This is a genomic window from Streptomyces albidicamelliae, assembly GCF_025642175.1.
GTDB classification, from domain to species: Bacteria; Actinomycetota; Actinomycetes; order Streptomycetales; family Streptomycetaceae; genus Streptomyces; species Streptomyces albidocamelliae.
Genome location: NZ_CP106795.1, coordinates 3,566,209 through 3,589,262, shown reverse-complemented (window position 1 = coordinate 3,589,262; position 23,054 = coordinate 3,566,209). Strand labels below are relative to the sequence as shown.

At 72.2% G+C, this 23,054-nt stretch carries 18 protein-coding genes and 1 pseudogene; 10 read left to right on the top strand and 9 right to left on the bottom strand.

Features of this window, described 5'->3' with window-relative positions:
- Positions 1–68 precede the first annotated feature (68 nt).
- The 5 genes and pseudogenes from N8I86_RS16480 to N8I86_RS16460 all read right to left on the bottom strand — a co-directional run bounded on the left by N8I86_RS16480 (position 69) and on the right by N8I86_RS16460 (position 5,690).
- The gene (locus tag N8I86_RS16480) at positions 69–1,379 is read right to left on the bottom strand and encodes a DUF58 domain-containing protein (protein WP_263278119.1); all 1,311 of its coding nucleotides are present in this window, start codon (positions 1,377–1,379) and stop codon (positions 69–71) included.
- On the bottom strand, positions 1,379–2,371 hold the full coding sequence (locus N8I86_RS16475) for an AAA family ATPase (protein WP_073900099.1): 993 nt from the start codon (positions 2,369–2,371) through the stop codon (positions 1,379–1,381). Before N8I86_RS16475 ends, N8I86_RS16480 begins: the two co-directional genes overlap by 1 nt.
- Complete coding sequence (locus N8I86_RS16470) at positions 2,368–3,564, bottom strand: DUF4350 domain-containing protein (protein ID WP_263278118.1); 1,197 nt, start codon at positions 3,562–3,564, stop codon at positions 2,368–2,370. The genes N8I86_RS16475 and N8I86_RS16470 overlap by 4 nt, the downstream gene beginning before the upstream one ends.
- Positions 3,561–4,328 (bottom strand): DUF4129 domain-containing protein, encoded by a 768-nt coding sequence (locus tag N8I86_RS16465; RefSeq protein WP_263278117.1) that lies wholly within the window; start codon positions 4,326–4,328, stop codon positions 3,561–3,563. Before N8I86_RS16465 ends, N8I86_RS16470 begins: the two co-directional genes overlap by 4 nt.
- Before the next feature lie 4 nt (positions 4,329–4,332).
- Positions 4,333–5,690, bottom strand: a pseudogene (locus tag N8I86_RS16460) (glycerophosphoryl diester phosphodiesterase membrane domain-containing protein).
- Positions 5,691–5,830: 140 nt separating this feature from the next.
- Here N8I86_RS16460 and mtnA point away from each other — a divergent pair.
- From mtnA to N8I86_RS16425, 7 genes are all read left to right on the top strand, one after another.
- Positions 5,831–6,976, top strand: a complete 1,146-nt coding sequence (gene mtnA / locus N8I86_RS16455) for an S-methyl-5-thioribose-1-phosphate isomerase (RefSeq protein ID WP_263278116.1) — start codon at positions 5,831–5,833, stop codon at positions 6,974–6,976.
- A gap of 180 nt (positions 6,977–7,156) precedes the next feature.
- Entirely contained in the window at positions 7,157–7,846 is a 690-nt protein-coding gene (gene mtrA, locus N8I86_RS16450; protein WP_187282414.1) for a two-component system response regulator MtrA, read from the top strand.
- A gap of 1 nt (position 7,847) precedes the next feature.
- Positions 7,848–9,995, top strand: a complete 2,148-nt coding sequence (gene mtrB / locus N8I86_RS16445) for an MtrAB system histidine kinase MtrB (protein ID WP_263278115.1) — start codon at positions 7,848–7,850, stop codon at positions 9,993–9,995.
- Complete coding sequence (locus N8I86_RS16440) at positions 9,985–11,820, top strand: LpqB family beta-propeller domain-containing protein (RefSeq protein WP_404830813.1); 1,836 nt, start codon at positions 9,985–9,987, stop codon at positions 11,818–11,820. The genes mtrB and N8I86_RS16440 overlap by 11 nt, the downstream gene beginning before the upstream one ends.
- 305 nt (positions 11,821–12,125) lie before the next feature.
- Positions 12,126–13,007, top strand: a complete 882-nt coding sequence (locus N8I86_RS16435; RefSeq protein ID WP_263278113.1) for a ComF family protein — start codon at positions 12,126–12,128, stop codon at positions 13,005–13,007.
- A 314-nt stretch (positions 13,008–13,321) separates the two neighbouring features.
- Entirely contained in the window at positions 13,322–14,014 is a 693-nt protein-coding gene (hpf, locus tag N8I86_RS16430; protein ID WP_107423840.1) for a ribosome hibernation-promoting factor, HPF/YfiA family, read from the top strand.
- 203 nt (positions 14,015–14,217) lie between these two features.
- Positions 14,218–14,961 (top strand): response regulator, encoded by a 744-nt coding sequence (locus tag N8I86_RS16425; RefSeq protein WP_073900113.1) that lies wholly within the window; start codon positions 14,218–14,220, stop codon positions 14,959–14,961.
- 14 nt (positions 14,962–14,975) lie between these two features.
- Here N8I86_RS16425 and N8I86_RS16420 read toward each other — a convergent pair whose 3' ends face one another.
- Together N8I86_RS16420 and N8I86_RS16415 are read right to left on the bottom strand one after the other, a co-directional pair.
- Complete coding sequence (locus N8I86_RS16420) at positions 14,976–16,151, bottom strand: winged helix-turn-helix domain-containing protein (protein WP_263278112.1); 1,176 nt, start codon at positions 16,149–16,151, stop codon at positions 14,976–14,978.
- Positions 16,152–16,200: 49 nt separating this feature from the next.
- The gene (locus tag N8I86_RS16415) at positions 16,201–16,791 is read right to left on the bottom strand and encodes a GNAT family N-acetyltransferase (protein ID WP_073900641.1); all 591 of its coding nucleotides are present in this window, start codon (positions 16,789–16,791) and stop codon (positions 16,201–16,203) included.
- A 251-nt stretch (positions 16,792–17,042) separates the two neighbouring features.
- Here N8I86_RS16415 and secA point away from each other — a divergent pair, with 251 nt between their 5' ends.
- A complete protein-coding gene (gene secA, locus N8I86_RS16410) occupies positions 17,043–19,853 on the top strand; it encodes a preprotein translocase subunit SecA (protein WP_073900117.1) in 2,811 nt (936 codons plus the stop codon).
- Positions 19,854–19,971: 118 nt separating this feature from the next.
- Here the strand turns inward: secA and N8I86_RS16405 are convergent, their stop codons facing one another.
- Positions 19,972–20,469 (bottom strand): Rv3235 family protein, encoded by a 498-nt coding sequence (locus tag N8I86_RS16405; protein ID WP_123437641.1) that lies wholly within the window; start codon positions 20,467–20,469, stop codon positions 19,972–19,974.
- A 326-nt stretch (positions 20,470–20,795) separates the two neighbouring features.
- Here N8I86_RS16405 and N8I86_RS16400 point away from each other — a divergent pair, with 326 nt between their 5' ends.
- Both N8I86_RS16400 and N8I86_RS16395 read left to right on the top strand, forming a co-directional pair.
- Positions 20,796–21,308, top strand: a complete 513-nt coding sequence (locus tag N8I86_RS16400) for a DUF6912 family protein (RefSeq protein WP_073900121.1) — start codon at positions 20,796–20,798, stop codon at positions 21,306–21,308.
- A gap of 60 nt (positions 21,309–21,368) precedes the next feature.
- Positions 21,369–22,034 (top strand): HAD family hydrolase, encoded by a 666-nt coding sequence (locus N8I86_RS16395; RefSeq protein ID WP_073900123.1) that lies wholly within the window; start codon positions 21,369–21,371, stop codon positions 22,032–22,034.
- Positions 22,035–22,464: 430 nt separating this feature from the next.
- Here the strand turns inward: N8I86_RS16395 and N8I86_RS16390 are convergent, their stop codons facing one another.
- Positions 22,465–23,031, bottom strand: a complete 567-nt coding sequence (locus N8I86_RS16390; protein ID WP_073900125.1) for a DJ-1/PfpI family protein — start codon at positions 23,029–23,031, stop codon at positions 22,465–22,467.
- Between the last annotated feature and the right edge of the window lie 23 nt (positions 23,032–23,054).

Sequence of the window (23,054 nt, the reverse complement as noted above, 5' to 3'; positions counted from 1 at the left end):
CGGGGGTTTTCTGCGTTCAGGACTCTTCGAGGAATGCCGGCCCTCGAAAGGGCCGTGCCCGCGGGGATTCAGAGGCGGCCCGCCGCCTTGAGGGCCAAGTAGGCGTCCGCCAGTGCCGGCGCCAGCGTCTCCGGAGTCGCGTCCACCACCGTCACGCCGTGCCGACGGAGTTGCTCCGCCGTACGCTGACGCTCGCTCTGTGCCTGGGCCGCCGCCGCGGCCTCGTACACCGCCTCCGCGTCGCCCCTCGCCTTCTCCATGGTCGCGATGTGCGGATCGGCCACCGCGGCGACCAGGACGGTGTGCCGCTGCGTGAGTTGCGGGAGCACGGGCAGCAGACCCTGCTCGACCGGTGCCGCGTCGAGCGTCGTGAGCAGCACGATCAGCGAGCGGCGCGGTGCCGTGCGCAGGGCCATGGCGGTCAGCCCACGGGCATCGGTCTCGACAAGCTCCGGTTCGACCGTGGCCATCGCGTTGACCAGGGAAGGAAGCATGTCACCCGCCGAGCGGCCCTGTACCAGGGCACGTACCCGGCGGTCGTAGGCCAGCAGATCCACGCGGTCGCCGGCGCGCGAGGCGAGCGCGGCGAGGAGCAGGGCCGCGTCCATGGAGGCGTCCAGCCGCGGGGCGTCGCCCACGCGGCCGGCCGAGGTGCGGCCGGTGTCCAGGACCAGCAGGATGTGGCGGTCCCGTTCCGGACGCCAGGTGCGGACGGCCACGGAGGACTGCCGTGCCGTGGCCCGCCAGTCGATCGAGCGGGTGTCGTCCCCGGGGACGTACTCGCGGAGGCTGTCGAACTCCGTTCCCTCACCGCGCGTCAGCACGCTGGTGCGGCCGTCGAGTTCACGCAGCCGCGCGAGCTTCGACGGGAGATGCTTGCGGCTGGTGAACGGCGGCAGAACACGCACCGTCCAGGGCACCTGGTGGGAGCCCTGGCGGGAGAAGAGCCCGAGAGGGCCGTAGGAACGGACGGTCACGCGGTCGGCCTGGCGGTCACCGCGACGTGTGGGACGCAGGCGGGTCGTCACACGGCGGCGTTCCCCCGGAGGCACCGTCAGACGGTGGCGGGAGGATTCGACCTCGGTACCGGGTTGCCAGCTGCTGGGCGGCCAGGCGTCCCGCAGATGCGCCCGCAGGGGACGGCGGGACGGATTGGTGACCGTGAGGGTGACGTCGGCCGTTTCACCGAGACGCGCGGAAGTGTCGCCGGACCGGCTCAGGCGCAGCCTTCGCACGGGCGCGGCGAGCGCGTAGTCGCACGCGCAGGCCAGCGCCAGGGACCCGTTGACCGCGAGGATCCCCGTCCAGCCGGGCTCCAGGACGCCGACCGGGATCGAGCCGAGGGCCGCGAGGAGGGCGGCGCGTCCGGTGAGGGCCATCAGCGCGGGACCGGGACGTGGGCCAGGATGGCGTTGATGACCGAATCGGCCGTCACACCTTCCATCTCGGCCTCGGGGCGGAGCTGCACGCGGTGGCGCAGCGTGGGCAGGGCGAGGGCCTTCACATCGTCGGGGATGACGTAGTCGCGGCCCGTCAGCCAGGCCCAGGCGCGCGAGGTGGCGAGGAGGGCGGTCGCACCGCGCGGGGAGACGCCCAGGGTGAGGGACGGCGACTCGCGGGTGGCGCGGCAGATGTCCACGACGTAGGCGGTGATCTCGGGAGAGACGGTCGTCTTGGCGACGGCCGCGCGGGCCGCTTCCAGGTCGGCGGCACCCGCGACCGGACGTACGCCGGCGGCGCGCAGGTCGCGCGGGTTGAAACCGGAGGCGTGGCGGGTGAGGACGTCGATCTCGTCCTGCCGGGACGGCAGAGGGACCGTCAGCTTCACCAGGAAGCGGTCCAGTTGCGCCTCGGGCAGCGGGTAGGTGCCCTCGTACTCGACCGGGTTCTGGGTCGCGGCGACCAGGAACGGCTCAGGCAGCGGACGCGGCGTGCCGTCCACCGTGACCTGGCGTTCCTCCATGGCCTCCAGCAGGGAGGACTGGGTCTTGGGCGGGGTCCGGTTGATCTCGTCCGCGAGGAGCAGATTGGTGAAGACGGGGCCGGGCTGGAAGGAGAACTCGGCGGTCCTGGTGTCGTACACGAGGGAGCCCGTGACATCGCTCGGCATCAGGTCGGGAGTGAACTGGACCCGCTTGGTGTCGAGTTCCAGCGCGGCCGCGAGTGTGCGGACGAGCAACGTTTTGGCGACCCCGGGGACTCCTTCAAGGAGTACGTGTCCACGGCAGAGGAGGGCGACGACGAGACCGGTCACGGCGGGGTCCTGGCCGACCACGGCTTTCGCGATCTCGGCGCGCAGGGCCTCCAGGGAGGCACGGGCATCGCCCGCCTCCCCGGTCCGCCCGGCGTTGTCAGTGGTCGGATCCGTCATGAACGGCGTACCTCTCTTTCGAGGGCGTCGAGTTGGTCGGTCAGGGCGACGAGGGCCGCGTCGTCACCGGGCGGCGGCCCGAAGAGGAGCGGGTGCAGGGTCTGTCCGTCGCCGGAGAGGCGGGCGGACAGAGCGGGAAGCAGGGCCTCGGGCGCGTGCGCCTGGGTGACGGGGACGCCGACCAGGGGGGCGAGGCGGGTGCGGGTGGTGGAGCGAAGAGCGGCGGACGCGCGGTCGCGGGCGTTGGCCTTGCGGTAGAGGCGGGCGCGGCCTTCGGCGGTCTCGGAGGCGCGGATCGCCACGGGGAGCCGTTCGGGCACGAGCCGGCCGAAGCGGCGTCCGCGCCAGAACGCGGCGAGGACCGCTGCGACGAAGAGCTGCAGGGTGCCCCAGAGCCAGCCGGACGGGAGCAGGTCGAGGAAGCTCTTCTGCTCGTCGCCGCCGGTGGCGGCGGAGTCGGAGAGCGAGGGGAGGTACCAGACGAGATGGGGCCGGGAGCCGAGGAGTTGCAGGGCGAGGGAGGCGTTGCCCTGCTCGTCGAGACGTTCGTTGTAGAGGATGTCGGGGGCGCCGAGGACGACGGTGTCGCCGTGCCCGGAGGTCGCGGGGACCCGCAGCAGGGTGGCGAGGCGCTCGCTGGGGTAGCAGGAATCGGCGTCGAGGTGGGTGGTGGTGTAGCGGATGCCGCCGGTGTCGGCGCTGCCCGCGCGCCGGGCCTCGGGCAGGGTGCAGTCGGGTGCGAGGGTGGAGCGGGAGCTGTTCAGGGGGTCCGCGGTGACGCCGGGGGCGAGTCGTTCCACGGACGGGCTGCCCGGCGCGACGAGTACCGTGCGTCCGCCGGAGCTCGCGGTCGACTCGTACAGCCGGGTCTGCTGACGGCTGGTCAGCAGGTCCGGGACGGCGACGAGAACGGTGGTGTCGGGGCCGGCGGCCGCGCGTGCCTCGCCGAGTGTGGTGACCACGCGCGTGGACACGCCGCGGTCGGCGAGGAGCTGGGCGACGGCGCGGCTGCCGGAGGGGTCGGCGGAGCGCGGGTCCAGGGCGCCGTGCCGGTCGGTGGAGCGTACGGCTGCCATGGCCACGGCCGCGACGAGCAGCAGGGCGACGGCGAGGGTGATGCCCCGCGCACGGGTCCACACCTGGCGGGCGGTGGGCGCGGTGGAGGTGGTCGTCAGGGTGGCCTCGGTGGTCACTCGGCGGCCCCCGGGCGGGTGCCGCCGGTGGGGTCGGCGAGGGCGGGCCTGGTGCGTTCCAGGTCTCGGTCGAGTTCTTCAAGGCGGTGGTACGACTGCTCGCCGGCCCTGCGTCCGCCGTACGTGACGTCGTCGAACTGCCGGGCGGCGGCGCGCAGGCGGTCCGTGTGCGCGGGGAGGAAGCGGCCGGCCTCGGCGGCCGCCTCGTCGGCGGTGCGTCCGGGCCGGACGTCGAGCAGGGCCCGTTCCTCCAGGGAGCGGACGATGGCCCGCATGCGTTCCTGGACGGCCTGGTTCCAGTGGCCCTGGGCGGCGTGCGCCTCGCTCGCGGCGCGGTGCTCGGCGGCGCTGCGGGGGCTGTCGTCGAACAGGACGGCGGCGGAGGCGGTTCGGCGGCGGGGTGTGCCCAGGCGCCACCACAGGGCACCCAGTACGGCGACGACGAACAGGACGACGACGAACAGGCCGACTCCGCCGCCGGGAGTGGCCGAGGCGGCGGTGCCGAACAGCTTGCCGAGCCAGTCCCAGAAGGCGTCGAGGGCGCGCTGGATCAGGCCGGGGTCGTTCTCGTGGTACATCCGCTTGGACAGCTCGCGCCGGGCGGCCTCCCGGGCGGGGTCGCGCGAGATGGTCACGGGCGGCTCGTCCCCCGAGCCGCCGGCGGCCAGGACCACCGTGTCGGCCGCGCGCAGCAGGCCGCGCACGGCCGCCCCGGCGGTGCCGGTCGGGGCCGCCGCCGTGAGTGCTCCCCCCGTGAGGCTCACCGCATCAGCTCCCCGGGACGCGGCCGGGGACACCGGCGGCGCGGGCCAGTTCGATGTCGAGGGCCTCGCGGCGGATGCGCTGGTCGATGTAGAGGAGCACGGTGACGCCCGCGCTGATCGGGAGGGTGAGCGTGGTGCCGATCAGCGAGCCGATCCCGCGGATGATCAGGAACGTCCAGCTGACGTGTCCGCCGCCGGTGCCGAACAGGTCGCCGAGGCTGTCGCCGCTGACCGCGGCGCCGAGGATCGAGAAGGGGATCGCGACGAGCGAGGCGACGATGTTGGTGATGAGCCCGGTGAGCAGCACGATGCCGAAGACGCGCCACCAGGAGCCGCGCACCAGCTTCGCCGAGCGGCTCAGGGCCTTGGCGACGCTCTGCCGTTCCAGCATCAGGGCGGGGGTCGCCAGGTAGAAGCGGATCATCAGCCAGCCGGCGACGACGAAGGCGGCGAGGACGCCGATGGCCAGCAGCGCCGCACCGGCGCCGCTGCCGCCGTCGGCGAGCAGGACCAGGAACCCGGGCAGCATGCCGGCGACGAAGACGCCGACGAAGATCAGGCCGAGCAGCAGGAGCAGGCCGAACAGCCGGGGGATCTGCGGGCGCGCCTCTCGCCAGGCTTCGCCGGTGCTGACCGGCCTGCCGAGGACGGCACGGCTGGTGATGGTCGTCAGCAGGGCGGTCGCGACGATGATGGAGATCGTGGAGATCACGGCGACGATGCCGGTGCCGATCATCGTCTCGCGCAGGGCGCGCAGGACGTCGTGCGCCGTGGCGGTGCCGTTGTCCAGCGAGGTCTGCGCGGTGCTGCCGTTCATGACGAAGCCCTGGACGGCGACGAGCGTGGTGTCGACGAGCAGAGCGACCGCCAGCGAGATGCCGAGCACGGTGCGCCAGTAGGTGCGCATGGTGGAGACGGCGCCGTCGAGGATCTCGCCGATGCCGAGCGGGCGCAGCGGGATGACACCGGGCTTGGCCGCGGGCGGGGGGCCGCCCCAGCCGCCGCCCCAGGCCGGGTAGCCGCCGGGGCCGTAGCCGCCGGGGCCCGGGGAGGGGCGCCGTAGCCGCCGCCGTGGCCCGGGCCGCCCGGCTGGTGGCCGCCCCAGCCCTGGCCGGGTGGCGGGGGCGGCGGAGGCGGGGCCTGGTTCGGGTCGGGGGTGCCGGTGGGCGCGGACCACTGGCCGGCCGGCGGCTGCTCCTTGGACCACTTCACGCCGGAGCTCTGCGGGTCCGCGCCGGGCTGCGGTGCGGCGCCCTCGGGGCCTGGGCGGTCGGAGGGTTCGGCGGGGCCGGACGCACCGGGTTCCCGCCCCTCGGACGACGGGGCGGTTCCGGGCGAGGCCCAGCCCGGAGTGTCTGTCATCGAAGCTCCTTCTCGGTGCCCTTCCGCGGTCGCGGCGGCGAGTTGGCAGCCATCGTGCCATGTCATGGTCAACAGGGGACCGGTCGCGGTAGGGGCCGGCCACCTTCAATTGTCCGCCGGTTCCGGGGCAGACTGACCGCATGGCTGATCAGCAGGCGCAAACCGGCGGGGAGAAGCGGCCGAGCGAGATACCGGCGATCCGATGGGAGGAACCACCCGAGGGTCCCGTACTGGTCCTTCTCGATCAGACGAGAGTTCCGGCAGAAGAAGTCGAGTTGGTGTGCACGGACGCGTCGGCGCTGGTGGAGGCGATCCGTTCGCTCGCCGTGCGCGGGGCGCCGTTGCTCGGGATCGCGGGGGCGTACGGGGTGGCGCTGGCCGCCGCGCGCGGCTTCGACGTGGTCGAGGCGGCGCGGGCGCTGGAGGGTGCCCGGCCGACCGCGGTGAACCTGTCCGTAGGGGTGCGCCGGGCCGAGGCGGCGTACGGAGCCGCACTGACCAGGACCGGCGACCCGACGGCGGCGGCCGCGGCCGCGCTGGCCGCGGCGCGGGCGCTGCACCAGGAGGACGCGGAGGCCAGTGCGCGGATGGCCGTGCACGGGCTGGCGCTGCTGGACGAGTTGCTGCCGGGCGGCGGCCACCGGATCCTCACCCACTGCAACACCGGGGCGCTGGTGTCGGGCGGCGAGGGCACGGCGTTCGCGGTGGCGCTCGCCGCGCACCGCGAAGGTCGGCTGCGGCGGCTGTGGGTGGACGAGACCCGCCCGCTGCTCCAGGGCGCCCGGCTGACGGCGTACGAGGCGGCCCGCAGCGGTATGGCGTACACCTTGCTCACCGACAACGCGGCGGGGTCCCTGTTCGCGGCGGGCGAGGTGGACGCCGTGCTGATCGGGGCGGACCGGATCGCGGCCGACGGGTCGGTGGCGAACAAGGTGGGGAGCTATCCGCTCGCCGTGCTCGCGCGCTACCACCATGTGCCGTTCATCGTGGTGGCGCCGCTGACCACTCTCGATCCGGCCACCCCCGACGGCGCGTCCATCGAGGTCGAGCAGCGTCCGGGCTTCGAGGTGACGGAGATCAGCGCCCCGCAGGTGCCGTTTGCGGGACCCGGGGGCGGGGTGCAGGTGGCGCCGCTGGGCACCCAGGCGTACAACCCGGCGTTCGACGTGACCCCGCCCGAGCTGGTGACGGCCGTCGTCACCGAGGAGGGAGCCGTGTCGCCGGTGACGGCCGAGGCGCTCGCCGAGCTGTGCGCGAGGGCCCGCCGGGTTCCGGTGGACGGCTGACCGCCGCACCGGCCGACGCGGACGGCCCCTTCGCCCGCCGATGCGCGGGCGGAGGGGCCGTGGCGCGCGCGGTGGCACCGAGATCGTCCTGCGGGGGCAGACAGTGACGGCTCGGTACGACTATCGTCACGGGCCAGTGACCTCCCTCACCTGCACCTCTGTCGTCGTTACGAGAATGGGATGATGTCGTTTATGAAGGGACGAGTCCTTGTCGTCGACGACGACACCGCACTGGCCGAGATGCTCGGCATTGTGCTGCGTGGTGAAGGTTTTGAGCCGTCTTTCGTAGCCGACGGCGACAAGGCGCTTGCCGCTTTCCGTGAGGCCAAGCCCGATCTGGTGCTGCTCGACCTGATGCTGCCCGGCCGGGACGGCATCGAGGTGTGCCGCCTGATCCGGGCGGAGTCAGGTGTGCCGATCGTGATGCTCACGGCGAAGAGCGACACCGTCGATGTCGTCGTGGGCCTGGAGTCCGGCGCCGACGACTACATCGTGAAGCCGTTCAAGCCCAAGGAGCTGGTGGCCCGCATCCGCGCGCGGCTGCGCAGGTCCGAGGAGCCGGCGCCGGAGCAGCTGACCATCGGTGACCTGGTCATCGACGTGGCCGGCCATTCGGTGAAGCGGGAGGGGCAGTCCATCGCGCTGACCCCCCTGGAGTTCGATCTGCTGGTCGCGCTCGCCCGCAAGCCGTGGCAGGTGTTCACGCGTGAGGTGCTCCTCGAGCAGGTGTGGGGCTATCGCCACGCCGCCGACACGCGCCTGGTCAACGTGCACGTCCAGCGGCTGCGCTCCAAGGTCGAGAAGGACCCGGAGCGGCCGGAGATCGTGGTGACCGTCCGCGGTGTCGGTTACAAGGCAGGACCGAGCTGACATGCCCGGGGACAGCGCCGCTTCGGCTCCCGGCGGGTCCGGGGCACGCCCGGAGCGGCCTGTCGGCCGGGCGGGAGCGAACACGCGTTTCAGGCGCCTCTTCGAGGGCGGCCTGCTGCAGGGCGGTGTCCAGGGCAGCCCGGTCCTCCGGCTGTTCCTGCGCTGGGTGCGCCGGCCGCTGCTGCCGGTCATGCGGCTGTGGCGGCGCAACATCCAGCTCAGGGTCGTCGCCACGACCCTGCTGATGTCGCTGGGCGTCGTCCTGCTGCTCGGTTTCGTCGTGATCGGGCAGGTGCGCAACGGCCTGCTCGACGCCAAGGTGAGGGCCTCGCAGAGCCAGGCCACGGGCGGTTTCGCGGTCGCCAAGCAGAAGGCGGACGACGAGGTCGCGAGCGGGGCCGGTGCGGGCACCGGCTCCGGCACGGCCGACGGTGGCGCGAGCCCGGACGGACGGCAGTCGCAGAACGTCATCCAGTGGATGAGTGACCTTGTGACGTCGCTGGCCAGCGGCGGCGCGGGAGCCTTCGACGTGGTGACCCTGCCCGTGGGCGACGACAGCGGCGGCGGGCGCAGCCCGCGCGGCTCCGGGAACGTCAACCCGACCTCCAGCGTGCCCGCCGACCTGCGTGAGCGCGTCAACGGCGGTACGACGGCCGCGCAGAGCTACACGAGGATCGTCTACTCCGTCGACAAGGAGTCGCAGCCGGCGCTGGTCATAGGCAAGCAGGTCAACGACCCGAACGGGCGCCCGTACGAGCTGTACTACCTCTTCCCGCTCACGCAGGAGGAGAAGTCGCTGAGCCTGGTCAAGGGCACTCTGGCGACCGCCGGGCTGTTCGTCGTCGTCCTGCTCGGCGCCATCGCCTGGCTGGTGGTGCGGCAGGTCGTCACTCCGGTGCGGATGGCGGCCGGGATCGCGGAGCGGTTGTCCGCCGGGCGTCTGCAGGAGCGGATGAAGGTCACCGGTGAGGATGACATCGCGCGCCTCGGCGAGGCGTTCAACAAGATGGCGCAGAACCTCCAGCTGAAGATCCAGCAGCTGGAGGATCTGTCGCGGATGCAGCGCCGGTTCGTCTCCGACGTCTCGCACGAGCTGCGCACTCCGCTGACGACCGTCCGCATGGCGGCGGACGTCATCCACGAGGCGCGCGAGGACTTCGACCCGGTGACCGCGCGGTCGGCGGAACTGCTCGCCGACCAGCTGGACCGGTTCGAGTCGCTGCTGGCGGACCTGCTGGAGATCAGCCGCTTCGACGCGGGCGCGGCGGCCCTGGAGGCCGAGCCGATAGACCTCCGGGAGGTCGTCCGGCGCGTGGTCAGCGGCGCCGAGCCGCTCGCCGAGCGCAAGGGCACGCACCTACGCGTGGTCGGTGACCAGCAGCCCGTCGTCGCCGAGGCCGACGCCCGCCGTCTGGAGCGTGTGCTGCGCAATCTGGTCGTCAACGCCGTGGAACACGGTGAGGGCAAGGACGTCGTCGTCAGGCTCGCCGCGGCCGGCGGTGCGGTCGCCGTCGCGGTGCGCGACTACGGCGTCGGACTCAAGCCGGGTGAGGCGACCAGGGTCTTCAGCCGCTTCTGGCGGGCGGACCCGGCACGCGCGCGTACCACCGGCGGTACGGGCCTCGGGCTGTCGATCGCCCTGGAGGACGCACGGCTGCACGGTGGCTGGCTGCAGGCCTGGGGCGAACCGGGCGGCGGCTCGCAGTTCCGGCTGACGCTGCCCAGGACCGCCGACGAGCCGCTGCGGGGCTCGCCGATACCGCTGGAGCCGAAGGACTCGCGCCGCAACCGCGGTCTCGACGACGCCGGGCTGCCCCGCGGGGGCGAGGAGAAGCGGGCGACCGTACCTGTGCAGCAGGGCGGTGGGCAGGCGTCCGCGCTGCCGCCGCGCGGCTCGATCACGCCTCGGATGAACACGGTCGCACCCGCGGCCGACCCGACCGCGCTGCCCGGCAACGGCAACGGCGCGCGCGTGGTGCCCCGGCCCTCGGGCGGCGCACGGCGTGCGGACGACGGCGGCGCACGTGGCGCGGACGACGGCGGCGCCGCGCATCCGGCATCCGGCGCGAGCCCGGCCCGCCCGGACGCGGCCGAACAGGGGGACACCACCGAGCAGACCGAGCCAGGGGAGGCATTTCGTGGGCGCTGACCGCAGGGGGGGCGCCCACGGGCGGCCGGGTCGCGCGGTGGCTTACGCCGCAGTGGGGGTCGTTCTGCTGACCGGGTGCGCCTCGATGCCCGACAGCGGGGATCTGCGGAACGTGGAGTCCACGCCACGGCAGGACACAGGGGTACGGGTGTTCGCCATGCCGCCGGCCGACGGCGCCGGCCCGGGCGAGATCATGCAGGGCTTCCTGGAGGCGCTCACCAGCGACGACACGGAGTACGACACCGCGCGCAAGTACCTGACGGCCGACGCGGCGCGCGCCTGGCGTCCCGAGCACTCGACCACGGTGCTCACCAACGGGCCGAGCATCGAGACCGACTGCCAGGCGAGCGGGCGGGAGGAGGCGGGCAGCGTCACCTGCGTGCTGGCCGGCAGCCAGGTCGCCACGGTCGACGCGCAGCAGGCGTACAAGCCCGCCGACGGGCCGTACCGCAAGAAACTGCACCTCAGCAAGGACGGCAAGAGCGGGCAGTGGCGCATCGACGGGCTGCCCGACGGTGTCGTCATGGGCAAGTCGGACTTCCAGCGGAACTACACCTCCGTCGACAAGTACTACTTCGCCTCCAACACGGCGGTCGGGACGACCGGAGAGCCGGTGTCGGTGGCCGACCCGGTGTTCGTGCGCAGCAAGGTGGACCCGATGACCCAGATGGTCCGCTCGCTGCTGCGGGGGCCCACCAGATGGCTGGATCCGGTGGTCAGGTCCAGCTTCCCGACGGGTACGGCGCTGCGGAAGGACGCGTCCGGGCTGACACCGGACGACCAGAACAGACTGACCGTGCCGCTGAACCTCAAGGCGTCGCAGGTCGCGGCGAGCAAGTGCTCCGAGATGGCGACCCAGATGCTGTTCACCCTGCGCAACCTCGCCCCGACGCTGGAGTCCGTCGAGCTGACGGGGCTCGGTGGCGGGCGGCTGTGCGAGCTGGACCAGGAGCACGCCGAGTCCACCGCCTGGCACGGATCGGACCGGCACCCGGACTTCCTGTACTACCTCGACGGCAAGCACCGGCTGGTGCGGATGTCGACCGGCAGCCAGGGCGCGGGAGGTGTCCCGGTGCCGGGTCCGCTGGGCGAGGACAAGAAGGCACTGCAGTCGGTGGCCGTCTCGCGGGACGAGCACAGCGCGGCCGGAGTCGGTGACAACGGCAGGTTGCTGTACGTGGCGTCGCTGTCGGCGTCCGGCTCGCTCGGGGAGCCGCTGGTGACCAGCAACGGCCCGACCCCCGAGGACCGGCTCACCACGCCCAGCTGGGACGCGCGCGGGGATCTGTGGGTCGCCGACCGTGACCCGGACCACACGCGGCTGACGGTCCTGCAGCAGGGCGTCGCGGAACCGGAGGACGTCGCCGTCCCCGGGCTGCCCGGCAAGATCAAGGACGTGCGGGTGGCCGCCGACGGTGCGCGGATCGCGCTGGTCGTGGAGAAGAAGGGCGGCAGGCAGTCGCTGCTCATCGGCCGGATCCAGCGTGACAACGGCACCGGGCAGGGCATCCTGGTGGACGGCCTCAGGTCCGCGGCCCCCGATCTGGAGCAGGTCAGCGCCATCTCCTGGGCCGGGGACAGCAGGCTGCTCGCGGTCGGCCGGGAGCAGGGCGGTGTGCAGCAGATGCGGTACGTCGAGGTCGACGGCTCCACCCTGGACAGTCCGGCGCCCGGCGCGCTGCCGGGTGTGAAGGCGGTCGCGGCGTCCGAGGACGATCGGGTACCCCTGGTGGCCTATTCGGACGACGGGATCGTCCGGCTGCCCTCCGGTGCGCAGTGGCAGAAGGTGGACAAGGACGGAACGGCGCCGGTCTACCCGGGCTGACGGAACGGCGCCGGCCCACCCGGTCTACCCGGTCTGAGCGGGCTCGTCCCGAGCCGGTGCGTCGTGCGGGCCCGGCCGTGGCGTGGTGCCCGTACGCGGTGCGCCGCCCTTCCATAAGTGCCCCGTTCGTGGAGCGGCGCCCGTCCGTGGTGAGGCGCCGCGGGCCGCGTGATGTGGGCCGTCCGCGGCGGCGAAGCCGCCCGTGGAACCCTGCCGTCGAAGCTCCGTCCCGCCCTCGTGGGTTGTCCACAGGGTGTTGTCCACAGGGGTGGCCGGTCCGCTCCGGCGTTGGCACAGTGGTGGCCATGCGCGGGTGGTGGCAGGACCTCACCGACCTGGTGCTTCCGGCCGAGTGCGCGGGCTGCGGGGCGCCTCGTACCGTGCTCTGCCCAGGGTGCCGGGCCGCGCTGGGCGCAGGCCGTCCTCGGCGGGTTCGGCCGGTGCCGGAGCCGGCCGGGCTGCCGGTGGTGCATGCCGCGGCTCCCTACGCCGACCGGGTGCGGGCACTGCTCCTGGCCCACAAGGAGCGGGGCGCGCTGACCCTCGCCGGTGCGCTCGGCGCCGCCCTGGCGGGAGTCGTGCGCGAGGGGCTCGGGTGGAGCGACGCCGGGGCCGGTTCCGGTGGTGGGCCGGTGGTGCTGGTGCCCGTGCCGTCGGCCCGGTGGGCCGTGCGGGCGCGGGGACACGATCCGGTACGGCGGATGGCGCTCGCTGCGGCGGGCGAGCTGCGGCGCACCGGGACACCGGCCCGGGTGGCGGCCGTACTGCGGCAGCGGCGGGCCGTGGCGGACCAGGCCGGGCTGGACGCGCGCCGGCGCCGGGTGAACCTCGCGGGCGCGCTGGAGGTGATGCCGGGTGGCGGCCGGCTGCTCGGCGCGGGGCGGGTCGTGCTCGTCGACGACCTCGTCACCACGGGCGCCAGCCTCACGGAGGCCGCGCGTGCCCTGCGGGACTCGGCCGGATGGCAGGTCGGGATTCCGAACGGAGGGGGAAGCGGAGTGAGCAGAGTCGTGTACTCGGCCGTAAGTCGGGAAGGTAGGGAGGAACGACGAAGAGCAGTGTGGCCGGAGAGGGGGAAGTGGGTGCATGGTGCACCGGAAAAGGCGATGACGAACGTCCTCGAACCGACTCTCCGGGCAGCGGTGATCGCTGCTCCTCGGGATTCTTTCGAAATAAACAGGAACTGAGACCCGACTTGCATCGTTGCAGGTAGTGGGAGGGGCAATTCACCTGAACGGAGGTACGCCGCAGTAGAGGGTGACGACATCCGTCCGGGCGAGATATGTTCAGTTGTGAGGAAAGGCGCGGGCCGTCCCTCGCCATATCCGAATGCCTTGCCGTGGGTTTTGCGCAATCACCCGCGGCGGTGGGGTGGAGATCTCGCCCATGGGGGAGGAGGAGGTGGAAGTCACCGAGTCCGAGGCCCTGGTGACCACCGGGCCTGGTGCAAAAGGGAGATGCTCCGCCCGCGCGGCGGAGCGATCCGGGAACGGAGTTCTGCGTGGACATCGTCGTCAAAGGCCGCAAGACCGAGGTGCCCGAGCGGTTCCGCAAGCACGTGGCCGAGAAGCTGAAGCTGGAGAAGATCCAGCGGCTCGATGCCAAGGTGATCAGCCTCGACGTCGAGGTGTCCAAGGAGCCGAACCCCCGACAGGCCGACCGCTGTGACCGAGTGGAGATCACCCTCCGCTCCCGCGGTCCGGTGATCCGGGCGGAGGCAGCGGCCAGCGACCCGTACGCGGCACTCGACCTGGCGGCGGAAAAACTTGATGCCCGACTGCGCAAGCAGCACGACAAGCGGTTCTCGCGCCGGGGGGCGCGCCGGATCTCTGCGGCAGAGGTCCCCGACCACGTCCCGGGCGCAGCCACGCTCAACGGCAACGGCCTCCCCGTCCACGAGGAGGAGACGGACGGAGTGCCGACCAAGAAGATCGGTTCGCTGGAGGTGAAGGGTGAAGGCCCCCTCATCGTCCGCGAGAAGACCCACGTCGCCTCCCCGATGACCCTCGACCAGGCCCTCTACGAGATGGAACTGGTCGGCCACGACTTCTACTTGTTCGTCGACTCCGAGACGAAGGAGCCGAGTGTCGTCTACCGGCGACACGCCTACGACTACGGCGTGATCCACCTCAGTACGGACCCGATGGTCGCCGAGGGGCAGCCTCCCGCGGCCGGTGGCACGCTGGGCGGCTGACGTAACCGGCAGAGGCTGAGCAGGTGCCCCTGGAGCGCGTGTGCGCCCCCAGGGGCACCTGTGTGCGACCACTTCGCGCCCCGCAGGTCACCTCCGTGACGCCCGGACATGGAATCATGGCCGCACAGGCCCAACCGGTGGGCCGCTGCCTTGGGTTGGCGATGGCACAGGACCGCAGGCCACAGCCTTCAGGGGGAGGAACGATGGCGGACACCTTCGGACCGATGCGGGACGAGGCCGACGACGATGTCATCGGCATGAACCCGGACACGGGCTCTTCACGCGCGGAGCCGATCAGAGTCCTGGTCGTCGACGACCACGCCCTGTTCCGGCGCGGCCTGGAGATCGTGCTCGCGGCCGAGGAGGACATCCAGGTCGTCGGTGAGGCGGGCGACGGCGCCGAGGCGGTCGACAAGGCCGCCGACCTGCTGCCCGACATCGTGCTGATGGACGTCCGCATGCCCAAGCGCGGCGGGATCGAGGCCTGTACCTCCATCAAGGAGGTGGCCCCCAGCGCGAAGATCATCATGCTGACGATCAGCGACGAGGAGGCCGATCTCTACGAGGCGATCAAGGCCGGGGCGACCGGATACCTCCTCAAGGAGATCTCCACGGACGAGGTGGCCACCGCCATCCGTGCCGTAGCCGACGGGCAGTCCCAGATCAGCCCGTCCATGGCCTCGAAGCTCCTCACCGAGTTCAAGTCGATGATCCAGCGCACCGACGAGCGCCGGCTGGTGCCGGCGCCGCGGCTCACCGACCGCGAGCTGGAGGTCCTCAAGCTCGTCGCCACGGGCATGAACAACAGGGACATCGCCAAGGAGTTGTTCATCTCCGAGAACACCGTGAAGAACCACGTCCGCAACATCCTGGAGAAGCTGCAGCTGCACTCCAGGATGGAGGCCGTGGTCTACGCGATGCGGGAGAAGATCCTGGAGATCCGCTAGCGGATCCGGCGGCGCTAGGCGAGGACGCGCGCGAGCTCCCTCACCAGGGGCTCGCGCAGGCCGGGCGCCTCCACCCGCTCCACGCGGACGTCCGTGCAGTTCACCCAGGTCGCCGCCTCGATCAGGGCCTGGGCGACCGCCGGGACCGCCTTCGCGTCGTCCAGGGTGACCTGCTTGGCCACCAGCGTGGCCCCCTCGCGGGCCGGATCGACACGCCCGACCAGCCGGCCGCCCGCGAGCACCGGCATCGCGAAGTAGCCGTACACCCGTTTGGGCTTGGGGACGTACGCCTCCAGACGGTGGGTGAAGCCGAAGATCCGCTCCGTGCGCGCCCGCTCCCAGATCAGCGAGTCGAACGGCGACAGCAGCGTGGTGCGGTGCCTGCCGCGCGGCGGTGTCGCCAGGGCCACCGGGTCGGCCCAGGCGGGCTTGCCCCAGCCCTCGACCTCGACCGGGACCAGGCCCGAGTCGGCGATCACCGCGTCGACCTGCTCGCCCTTGAGCCGGTGGTAGTCGGCGATGTCGGCGCGTGTGCCGACACCGAGGGACTCGCCGGCCAGCCGGACCAGCCGGCGCAGGCACTCGGCGTCGTCCAGTTCGTCGTGCAGCAGCGCCTGCGGGACGGCGCGCTCGGCCAGGTCGTACAACCGCTTCCAGCCGCGCCGCTCGACGCAGACCACCTCGCCGTACATCAGCGCCCGCTCCACGGCGACCTTGGTGCCCGACCAGTCCCACCAGTCGCTGGTCTTCTTCGCGCCGCCGAGCTCGGTGGCGGTGAGCGGGCCCTCCGCGCGCAGCTGCTTGACGACCTGGTCGTAGGCGCCCTCGGGCAGTTCGTGGTGCCAGTGCGGACGGTTGCGGTAGGCGCGGCGGCGGAAGGCGAAGTGCGGCCACTCCTCGATGGGCAGGATGCACGCCGCGTGGGACCAGTACTCGAAGGCGTGCGCGTCCTTCCAGTACGCGGACTCGACCGTCTTGCGGGCGACCGCGCCGAGCCGGGCGTACGGCACCAGCTCGTGGGACCGGGCGAGTACCGAGATCGTGTCGAGCTGGACCGCGCCGAGGTGGCGCAGCACCCCTCTGACACCGGCCCGCCGGTCGGGGGCGCCGAGGAAACCCTGGGCGCGCAGGGCGATGCGCCGGGCGTCGTCCGCGGTGAGGCTGGTGGTGGGGCGCGGCAGGGTCGTCATGCCTCGGACGATAGAGGCTGCCTCTGACAGTCCGCGGTGAGCTGCGGTTTCACCCGGCGCCGGCCTGCGGTCGGGGAGGGGCGGGCAGGTAGGGAGCCGTCGACGGCAGGCCGAGGTCGGAGGGGAGCAGGGAGCCGACCCAGCAGTCGCGGCGCACCCCTTTGTTGTTGACGCCGGAGCGCAGGGTGCCCTCGACGGTGAAGCCCGCGCGTTCGGCCACCGCGCGGGAGGCGTGGTTGCCGACCTCCGCGCGCCACTCGACGCGGTCGACGCCGACCGCGGTGAAGATCCAGCGGCAGGCGGCGAGGGTGGCCTCGGTGACGTAGCCGCGGCCACGGTGTTCCCGGGCGGCCCAGAAGCCGACCTCGGCCGTGCCCAGCGAGTGCATGGTGAGGCCGAGCATGCCGGTCAGTTCCCCGCCGGGCAGGAAGACGCCGAAGGTGAGGACCGAGCCCTGCGACCAGCCGTCGGGGACGAACTGCCCGGTGAAACTCCGGGCGTGCTCCCGCAGGTAGGGCGAGGGGATCGTCGTCCAGCGCTGGATGTCGGGGTCCTGCGCGGCCCGGTGCACCGCCTCGGTGTCGTCCGGTCCGACGGTGCGCAGCAGGAGGCGGTCGGTGGTGAGGATGACGGGTTCCATCGGCCGATTCTGCGCGGGGTGCCCGTGCGGGACCATCGGTTTTCGCGATCGGTGAGCAGGCGATCACATTTCGTGCAATTCCTCGGACGGATGCGGCACTATCCGCCGCGCCCGCCCGTTGTCTGGGGTGTAGCAGCCGTCGGGCCGCCAGGCCTCCCGACGCAGCCGGGTCCTCGCATACGATGGCGGTTGCTCAGTACGTCAAGGAAAACCGACCGTCCCAGGCCCGACCGGCAAGGAGACCAGCCCCCGTGTCCGTCCTCTCGAAGATCATGCGTGCAGGCGAAGGCAAGATCCTGCGCAAGCTGCACCGCATCGCGGACCAGGTCAACTCCATCGAAGAGGACTTCGTAGGCCTCTCCGACGCCGAGCTGCGAGCCCTCACCGAGGAGTACAAGCAGCGGTACGCCGACGGCGAGACCCTGGACGACCTGCTCCCCGAGGCGTTCGCCACCGTCCGCGAGGCCGCCAAGCGCGTCCTCGGCCAGCGTCACTACGACGTGCAGCTGATGGGCGGCGCCGCGCTCCACCTCGGTTACGTCGCGGAGATGAAGACCGGTGAGGGCAAGACCCTCGTCGGCACGCTGCCCGCGTACCTGAACGCCCTGTCCGGAGACGGCGTCCACCTCATCACGGTCAACGACTACCTGGCCGAGCGCGACTCCGAGATGATGGGCCGGGTCCACAAGTTCCTCGGCCTCGAGGTCGGCTGCATCCTCGCGAACATGACGCCGGCTCAGCGCCGCGAGCAGTACGCGTGCGACATCACGTACGGCACGAACAACGAGTTCGGCTTCGACTACCTGCGCGACAACATGGCGTGGTCGAAGGACGAGCTGGTGCAGCGCGGCCACAACTTCGCCATCGTCGACGAGGTCGACTCCATCCTCATCGACGAGGCCCGTACGCCGCTCATCATCTCCGGCCCCGCCGACCAGGCCACCAAGTGGTACGGCGACTTCGCCAAGCTGGTCGTCCGCCTCAAGCGCGGCGAGGCGGGCAACCCCCTCAAGGGCGTCGAGGAGACCGGCGACTACGACGTCGACGAGAAGAAGCGCACGGTCGCCATCCACGAGTCCGGTGTCGGCAAGGTCGAGGACTGGCTGGGCATCGACAACCTCTACGAGTCGGTGAACACCCCGCTGGTGGGCTACCTGAACAACGCCATCAAGGCCAAGGAACTCTTCAAGAAGGACAAGGACTACGTCGTCATCGACGGCGAGGTCATGATCGTCGACGAGCACACCGGCCGTATCCTCGCCGGCCGCCGCTACAACGAGGGCATGCACCAGGCGATCGAGGCGAAGGAAGGGGTGGACATCAAGGACGAGAACCAGACGCTCGCCACGATCACCCTGCAGAACTTCTTCCGCCTCTACTCGAAGCTCTCCGGCATGACCGGTACGGCGATGACCGAGGCCGCCGAGTTCCACCAGATCTACAAGCTCGGCGTGGTCCCGATCCCGACGAACAGGCCGATGGTCCGCAAGGACCAGTCGGACCTGATCTACCGCACCGAGGTGGCCAAGTTCGAGGCGGTCGTCGACGACATCGCCGAGAAGCACGAGAAGGGCCAGCCGATCCTGGTCGGCACGACCTCCGTCGAGAAGTCGGAGTACCTCTCGCAGCAGCTCAGCAAGCGCGGCATCCAGCACGAGGTGCTCAACGCCAAGCAGCACGAGCGCGAGGCCTCGATCGTCGCCCAGGCCGGCCGCAAGGGCGCCGTGACCGTCGCCACCAACATGGCCGGCCGCGGTACGGACATCAAGCTCGGCGGCAATCCCGAGGACCTCGCCGAGGCGGAGCTGCGCCAGCGCGGCCTCGACCCCGAGGAGCACATCGAGGAGTGGGCCGCCGCGCTGCCCAGCGCGATGGACAAGGCCGAGCAGGCGGTCAAGGCCGAGAAGGACGAGGTCGAGGACCTCGGCGGGCTCTACGTGCTGGGCACCGAGCGGCACGAGTCGCGGCGCATCGACAACCAGCTGCGCGGTCGTTCCGGCCGTCAGGGCGACCCGGGCGAGTCCCGCTTCTACCTCTCCCTCGGCGACGACCTGATGCGTCTGTTCAAGGCGCAGATGGTCGAGCGCGTGATGTCGATGGCCAACGTGCCGGACGACGTGCCGATCGAGAACAAGATGGTCACCCGCGCGATCGCGTCCGCGCAGTCGCAGGTCGAGACGCAGAACTTCGAGACCCGCAAGAACGTCCTGAAGTACGACGAGGTCCTCAACCGCCAGCGTGAGGTCATCTACGGCGAGCGCCGCCGCGTCCTGGAGGGCGAGGACCTGCAGGAGCAGATCCAGCACTTCATGGACGACACGATCGACGCGTACATCGACGCGGAGACCTCCGAGGGCTTCTCCGAGGACTGGGACCTGGACCGGCTGTGGGGCGCCTTCAAGCAGCTGTACCCGGTGAAGGTCACCATCGAGGAGCTGGAGGAGGCGGCCGGTGACCGTGCCGGTCTGACCGCCGAGTTCATCTCCGAGTCCATCAAGGAAGACATCCACGAGCAGTACGAGGCCCGTGAGGGGCAGCTCGGCTCCGAGATCATGCGTGAGCTGGAGCGCCGGGTCGTGCTGTCGGTCCTGGACCGCAAGTGGCGTGAGCACCTCTACGAGATGGACTACCTCCAGGAGGGCATCGGCCTGCGCGCGATGGCGCAGAAGGACCCGCTGGTCGAGTACCAGCGCGAGGGCTTCGACATGTTCACCGCGATGATGGACGGCATCAAGGAGGAGTCCGTCGGCTACCTGTTCAACCTGGAGGTCCAGGTCGAGCAGCAGGTCGAGGAGGTCCCGGTCGAGGAGGCCCAGGCGGTCGGCGAGGGCCTTCAGGACGCGGTGCCGGCGCAGGCGGGCGCACGTCCCGAGATCCGTGCGAAGGGGCTGGACGTGCCGCAGCGGCGCGACCTGCACTTCTCGGCGCCGACGGTGGACGGCGAGGGCGGCATCGTGGAGCGTGACCTGGAGGACGACGAGCCGGTGCGGTCCGAGTCGGACGGGCTCACGCGCGCCGAGCGCCGGCGCCAGGCCAAGGGCGGCCGCCGCCGCAAGAAGTAGGGGCCGCGGAAGCAGCCGCAGCCCGCGGCGTTCCAGCTGGTGAGCAGGGCCGGGTCTCCTTCGGGGGCCCGGCCCTGCTGTTCGTCCAGCTCCCGCCGCCGGGGTCGGCTGCCCGCGGCTAGGCGGGCCTCGGGCCCGTCTCCACCGCCGTGCAGCGCCAGCGGAGGTCCTTGCCCTGTTCCAGGCGGAAGGCCAGGGCGCGCAGATGCCCGCCGGCGGCGATGCGGGCGAACGCCTCGATGGCGCCGGTGCGCGGGACGAAGTAGCCGATGTCCTGGACGACGGGCCGCCCGCCGCGGGTGCGCAGCGGGCCGAGCGCGGCGAGGCGGGCCAGGTCGTCGTAGGCGCGGCCCGCGGTGTGCCGGAGCATCCAGTGGACGGGGCGCTGACCGCTCAGGACGGCCAGCAGGCGCTCCGCGAAGAGGTCGGTGGGACGTGGCTGCCGTACGGCGGTCCCGGGCGGCGTGGGAGCCGTGTCCGGACGCGCGGCCGTACGCGTCGTGCTCCTGGCGGGCGAGCGGGGCGGGGAGCCGGCGGGACGGCGGGTGTCGTGCCGGGTCGGCGGGCGGTGACGCGGGCGGGGCCGGGCGGCGGTGCGGCTCATGACCTTGTTCATGGGGGTCCCCGTTCACGGGCCCGGATGCATACCGGGCGGTAACAAGCTGTCGGGGGATCTTGTACGGGGTGGGGGAGCGGTGGGCAAGGAGGTCGTTGTGGGGCGCCGGAGCCCGGAAGGTTCACCTATCCGAGTGGCCGGGCGGCCCGGCGAGCCCGTGTCCCGGCGGCGGCACCGGGTGAACGGGGGGCGTGGGGTGGACGCCGTGCGGGGGGTGGGGAGGGACCCGAAAGAGGACGGGCGCACGTATCCTGAAGGCCCTCCGGGAGGCGTGCCAGCCGGGCCTCCGGGGCCTCAGCGAAGCCTTCAGGAAAGAGCTGCCAGCCATGCGCGTCTACGTCCCCCTGACCCTCCCCGGTCTCGCCGAGGCGCACAGGACGGGTGAGCTGGGGAGCGGCCCCTTCGCCGCGTACGCCGTCACGCCCGCGCTGCGCGAGTGGTACTCCTCCGAGGACACCGAGGAGTTGGAGTACGCGGCGCTCGGCAGGGCGGCGCTGGCCTCGCTGCGGCTGCTCGCGGCCGAGCCGGACACGGTGCGGCGCCGGGTCGTGGTCGCGGTGGACGTGCCCGACGGCGCCGTCACCGCAGGCCCGGACCGCAGTGCCGATCCGGCCGCGCTCGGCGAGGTCACCGTGACGCCGACGGTTCCGCTCGCCAAGGCGGCCGCGGTGCACGTGGACGCGGACGACGCGGAGACGGACGTGGCCGCGGCGGCGGAGGCGCTGGAGGCGGCCGAGACCGGCGACGACGACGCGCAGTCCGCGGTGGACGACGCGGACGACCACGAGCTGCTCTGGTACGCCACGCAGGAGATCCCCAACCTGGTCCGACCTGCCTGATCACCTGTCTGACCCGGGAGGCCGCGCGGCCTGTCGGTGCGGGCGGGTACGGTCTCGGACATGGGGATGCAGGCAAGTGCGCACATCGTCTGGGACTGGAACGGCACGCTGTTCCACGACAACGACGCGATCATCGGCGCGACCAACGCGGCCTTCGCCGAGCTGGGGCTCGCGCCGATCACGCTGGAGCAGTACCGCTCGCTGTACTGCGTGCCGGTGCCGAAGTTCTACGAGCGGCTGCTCGGCCGGCTGCCGACCGACGCCGAGTGGGAGCTGATGGACGGCGTGTTCCACCGGTACTACGCCGAGCACCGGGTGCGCTGCGGGCTCACGGCGGGCGCGGCCGAGCTGCTCGCCGGGTGGCGGTCGGCGGGACGCAGCCAGTCGCTGCTGAGCATGTACGGTCACGCCGAACTGGTGCCGCTGGTGCGGGGCTTCGGGATCGAGGCGCACTTCCTGCGGGTCGACGGGCGGACGGGGCCGTCGGGCGGGAGCAAGGCCGAGCACATGGTGCGGCATCTCCAGGCGCTGACCGGTGTGGCGGACCCCGCGCGCACGGTGGTGATCGGGGACGCGGCGGACGACGCGGTCGCGGCGAAGCATGTGGGGGCGCGGGCGGTGCTGTACACCGGGGGGTCGCACAGCCGGGCGAGCCTGGAGGCGGTCGGCGTGCCGGTCGTGGACACGCTGGAGGAAGCGGTGGCGGAGGCTCAGCGGATCGCGTAGGCCTGCCGGCGCGCCGCCACTGCGGGCAGCCGCACCACTGGAGTCGGCGCTCACCCGGCCTCCGCCGCAGGCAGCCGCACCACCGAACTCGCCGCCCACCCAGCAGCCGACACGCCACCGCTGCGGGCAGTCGTGCCGCTCGGGGCGGCACGGGTGGGCGCAGCGGCACCCCGCGAGCGCGGGCAAGCGAATCGCCCCTGGCCCAGCCACAGCGCAGGCGAACCGTCCCCGGCCCACGGACAAACACAGGGCACCGAGCAGCCCCGCCCTACGACAGGCACGGCGCACCGACCGACCCCGCCCGACAGCACAAGGCCGCGAAATGACCCCCCGGTCTCCCGGTGGGCGGCGAGCCGGTGGCACGGGTGTCCGCGGCGGCGGCGCGCCGGTCGCCGAGCTCGGTTGCGACTGCCCCGCGGTCGCCGCTCGCTCAGTTTGCCGGGGCCTTCGTGCGGAGTACCGTCAGGAACTCGCGCATCCAGGCCGGGTGGTCCGGCCAGGCGCGGGCGGAGACGAGGGTGCCGTCGACGACCGCCTCGGCGTCCTGGAAGCCCGCGCCGGCCGCCTGCATGTCGAGTTCCAGGGCGGGATAGGCCGTGACCCGGCGCCCGCGCAGGCTGTCGATCGCGGCGGTGAGCAGCGGCCCGTGGCAGATCTGGGCGACCGGCTTGTCGGAGTCGAAGAACGCCTTGAGGATCTTGCGCAGCTCGGGGTCGTTGCGGAGGTACTCGGGAGCCCGGCCGCCCGGGATGACGAGCGCCGCGTACTCGCCGGGGTCGACCTCGGCGAAGGCGAGGTCGGCGGGCCAGGTGTAGCCGGGTTTCTCGGTGTAGGTGTCGAAACCGGGCTCGAAGTCGTGCACGACGAAGCGGAGGGTCTTGCGGGTGGGGGCCGCGATGTGGACCTCGTAGCCCTCCTCGCGCAGGCGCTGGTAGGGGTAGAGGACTTCCAGGGACTCCGCTGCGTCTCCGGTGACGATGAGGATCTTCGCGGGCATGTCGGCTCCTGTCGAGGCGGACT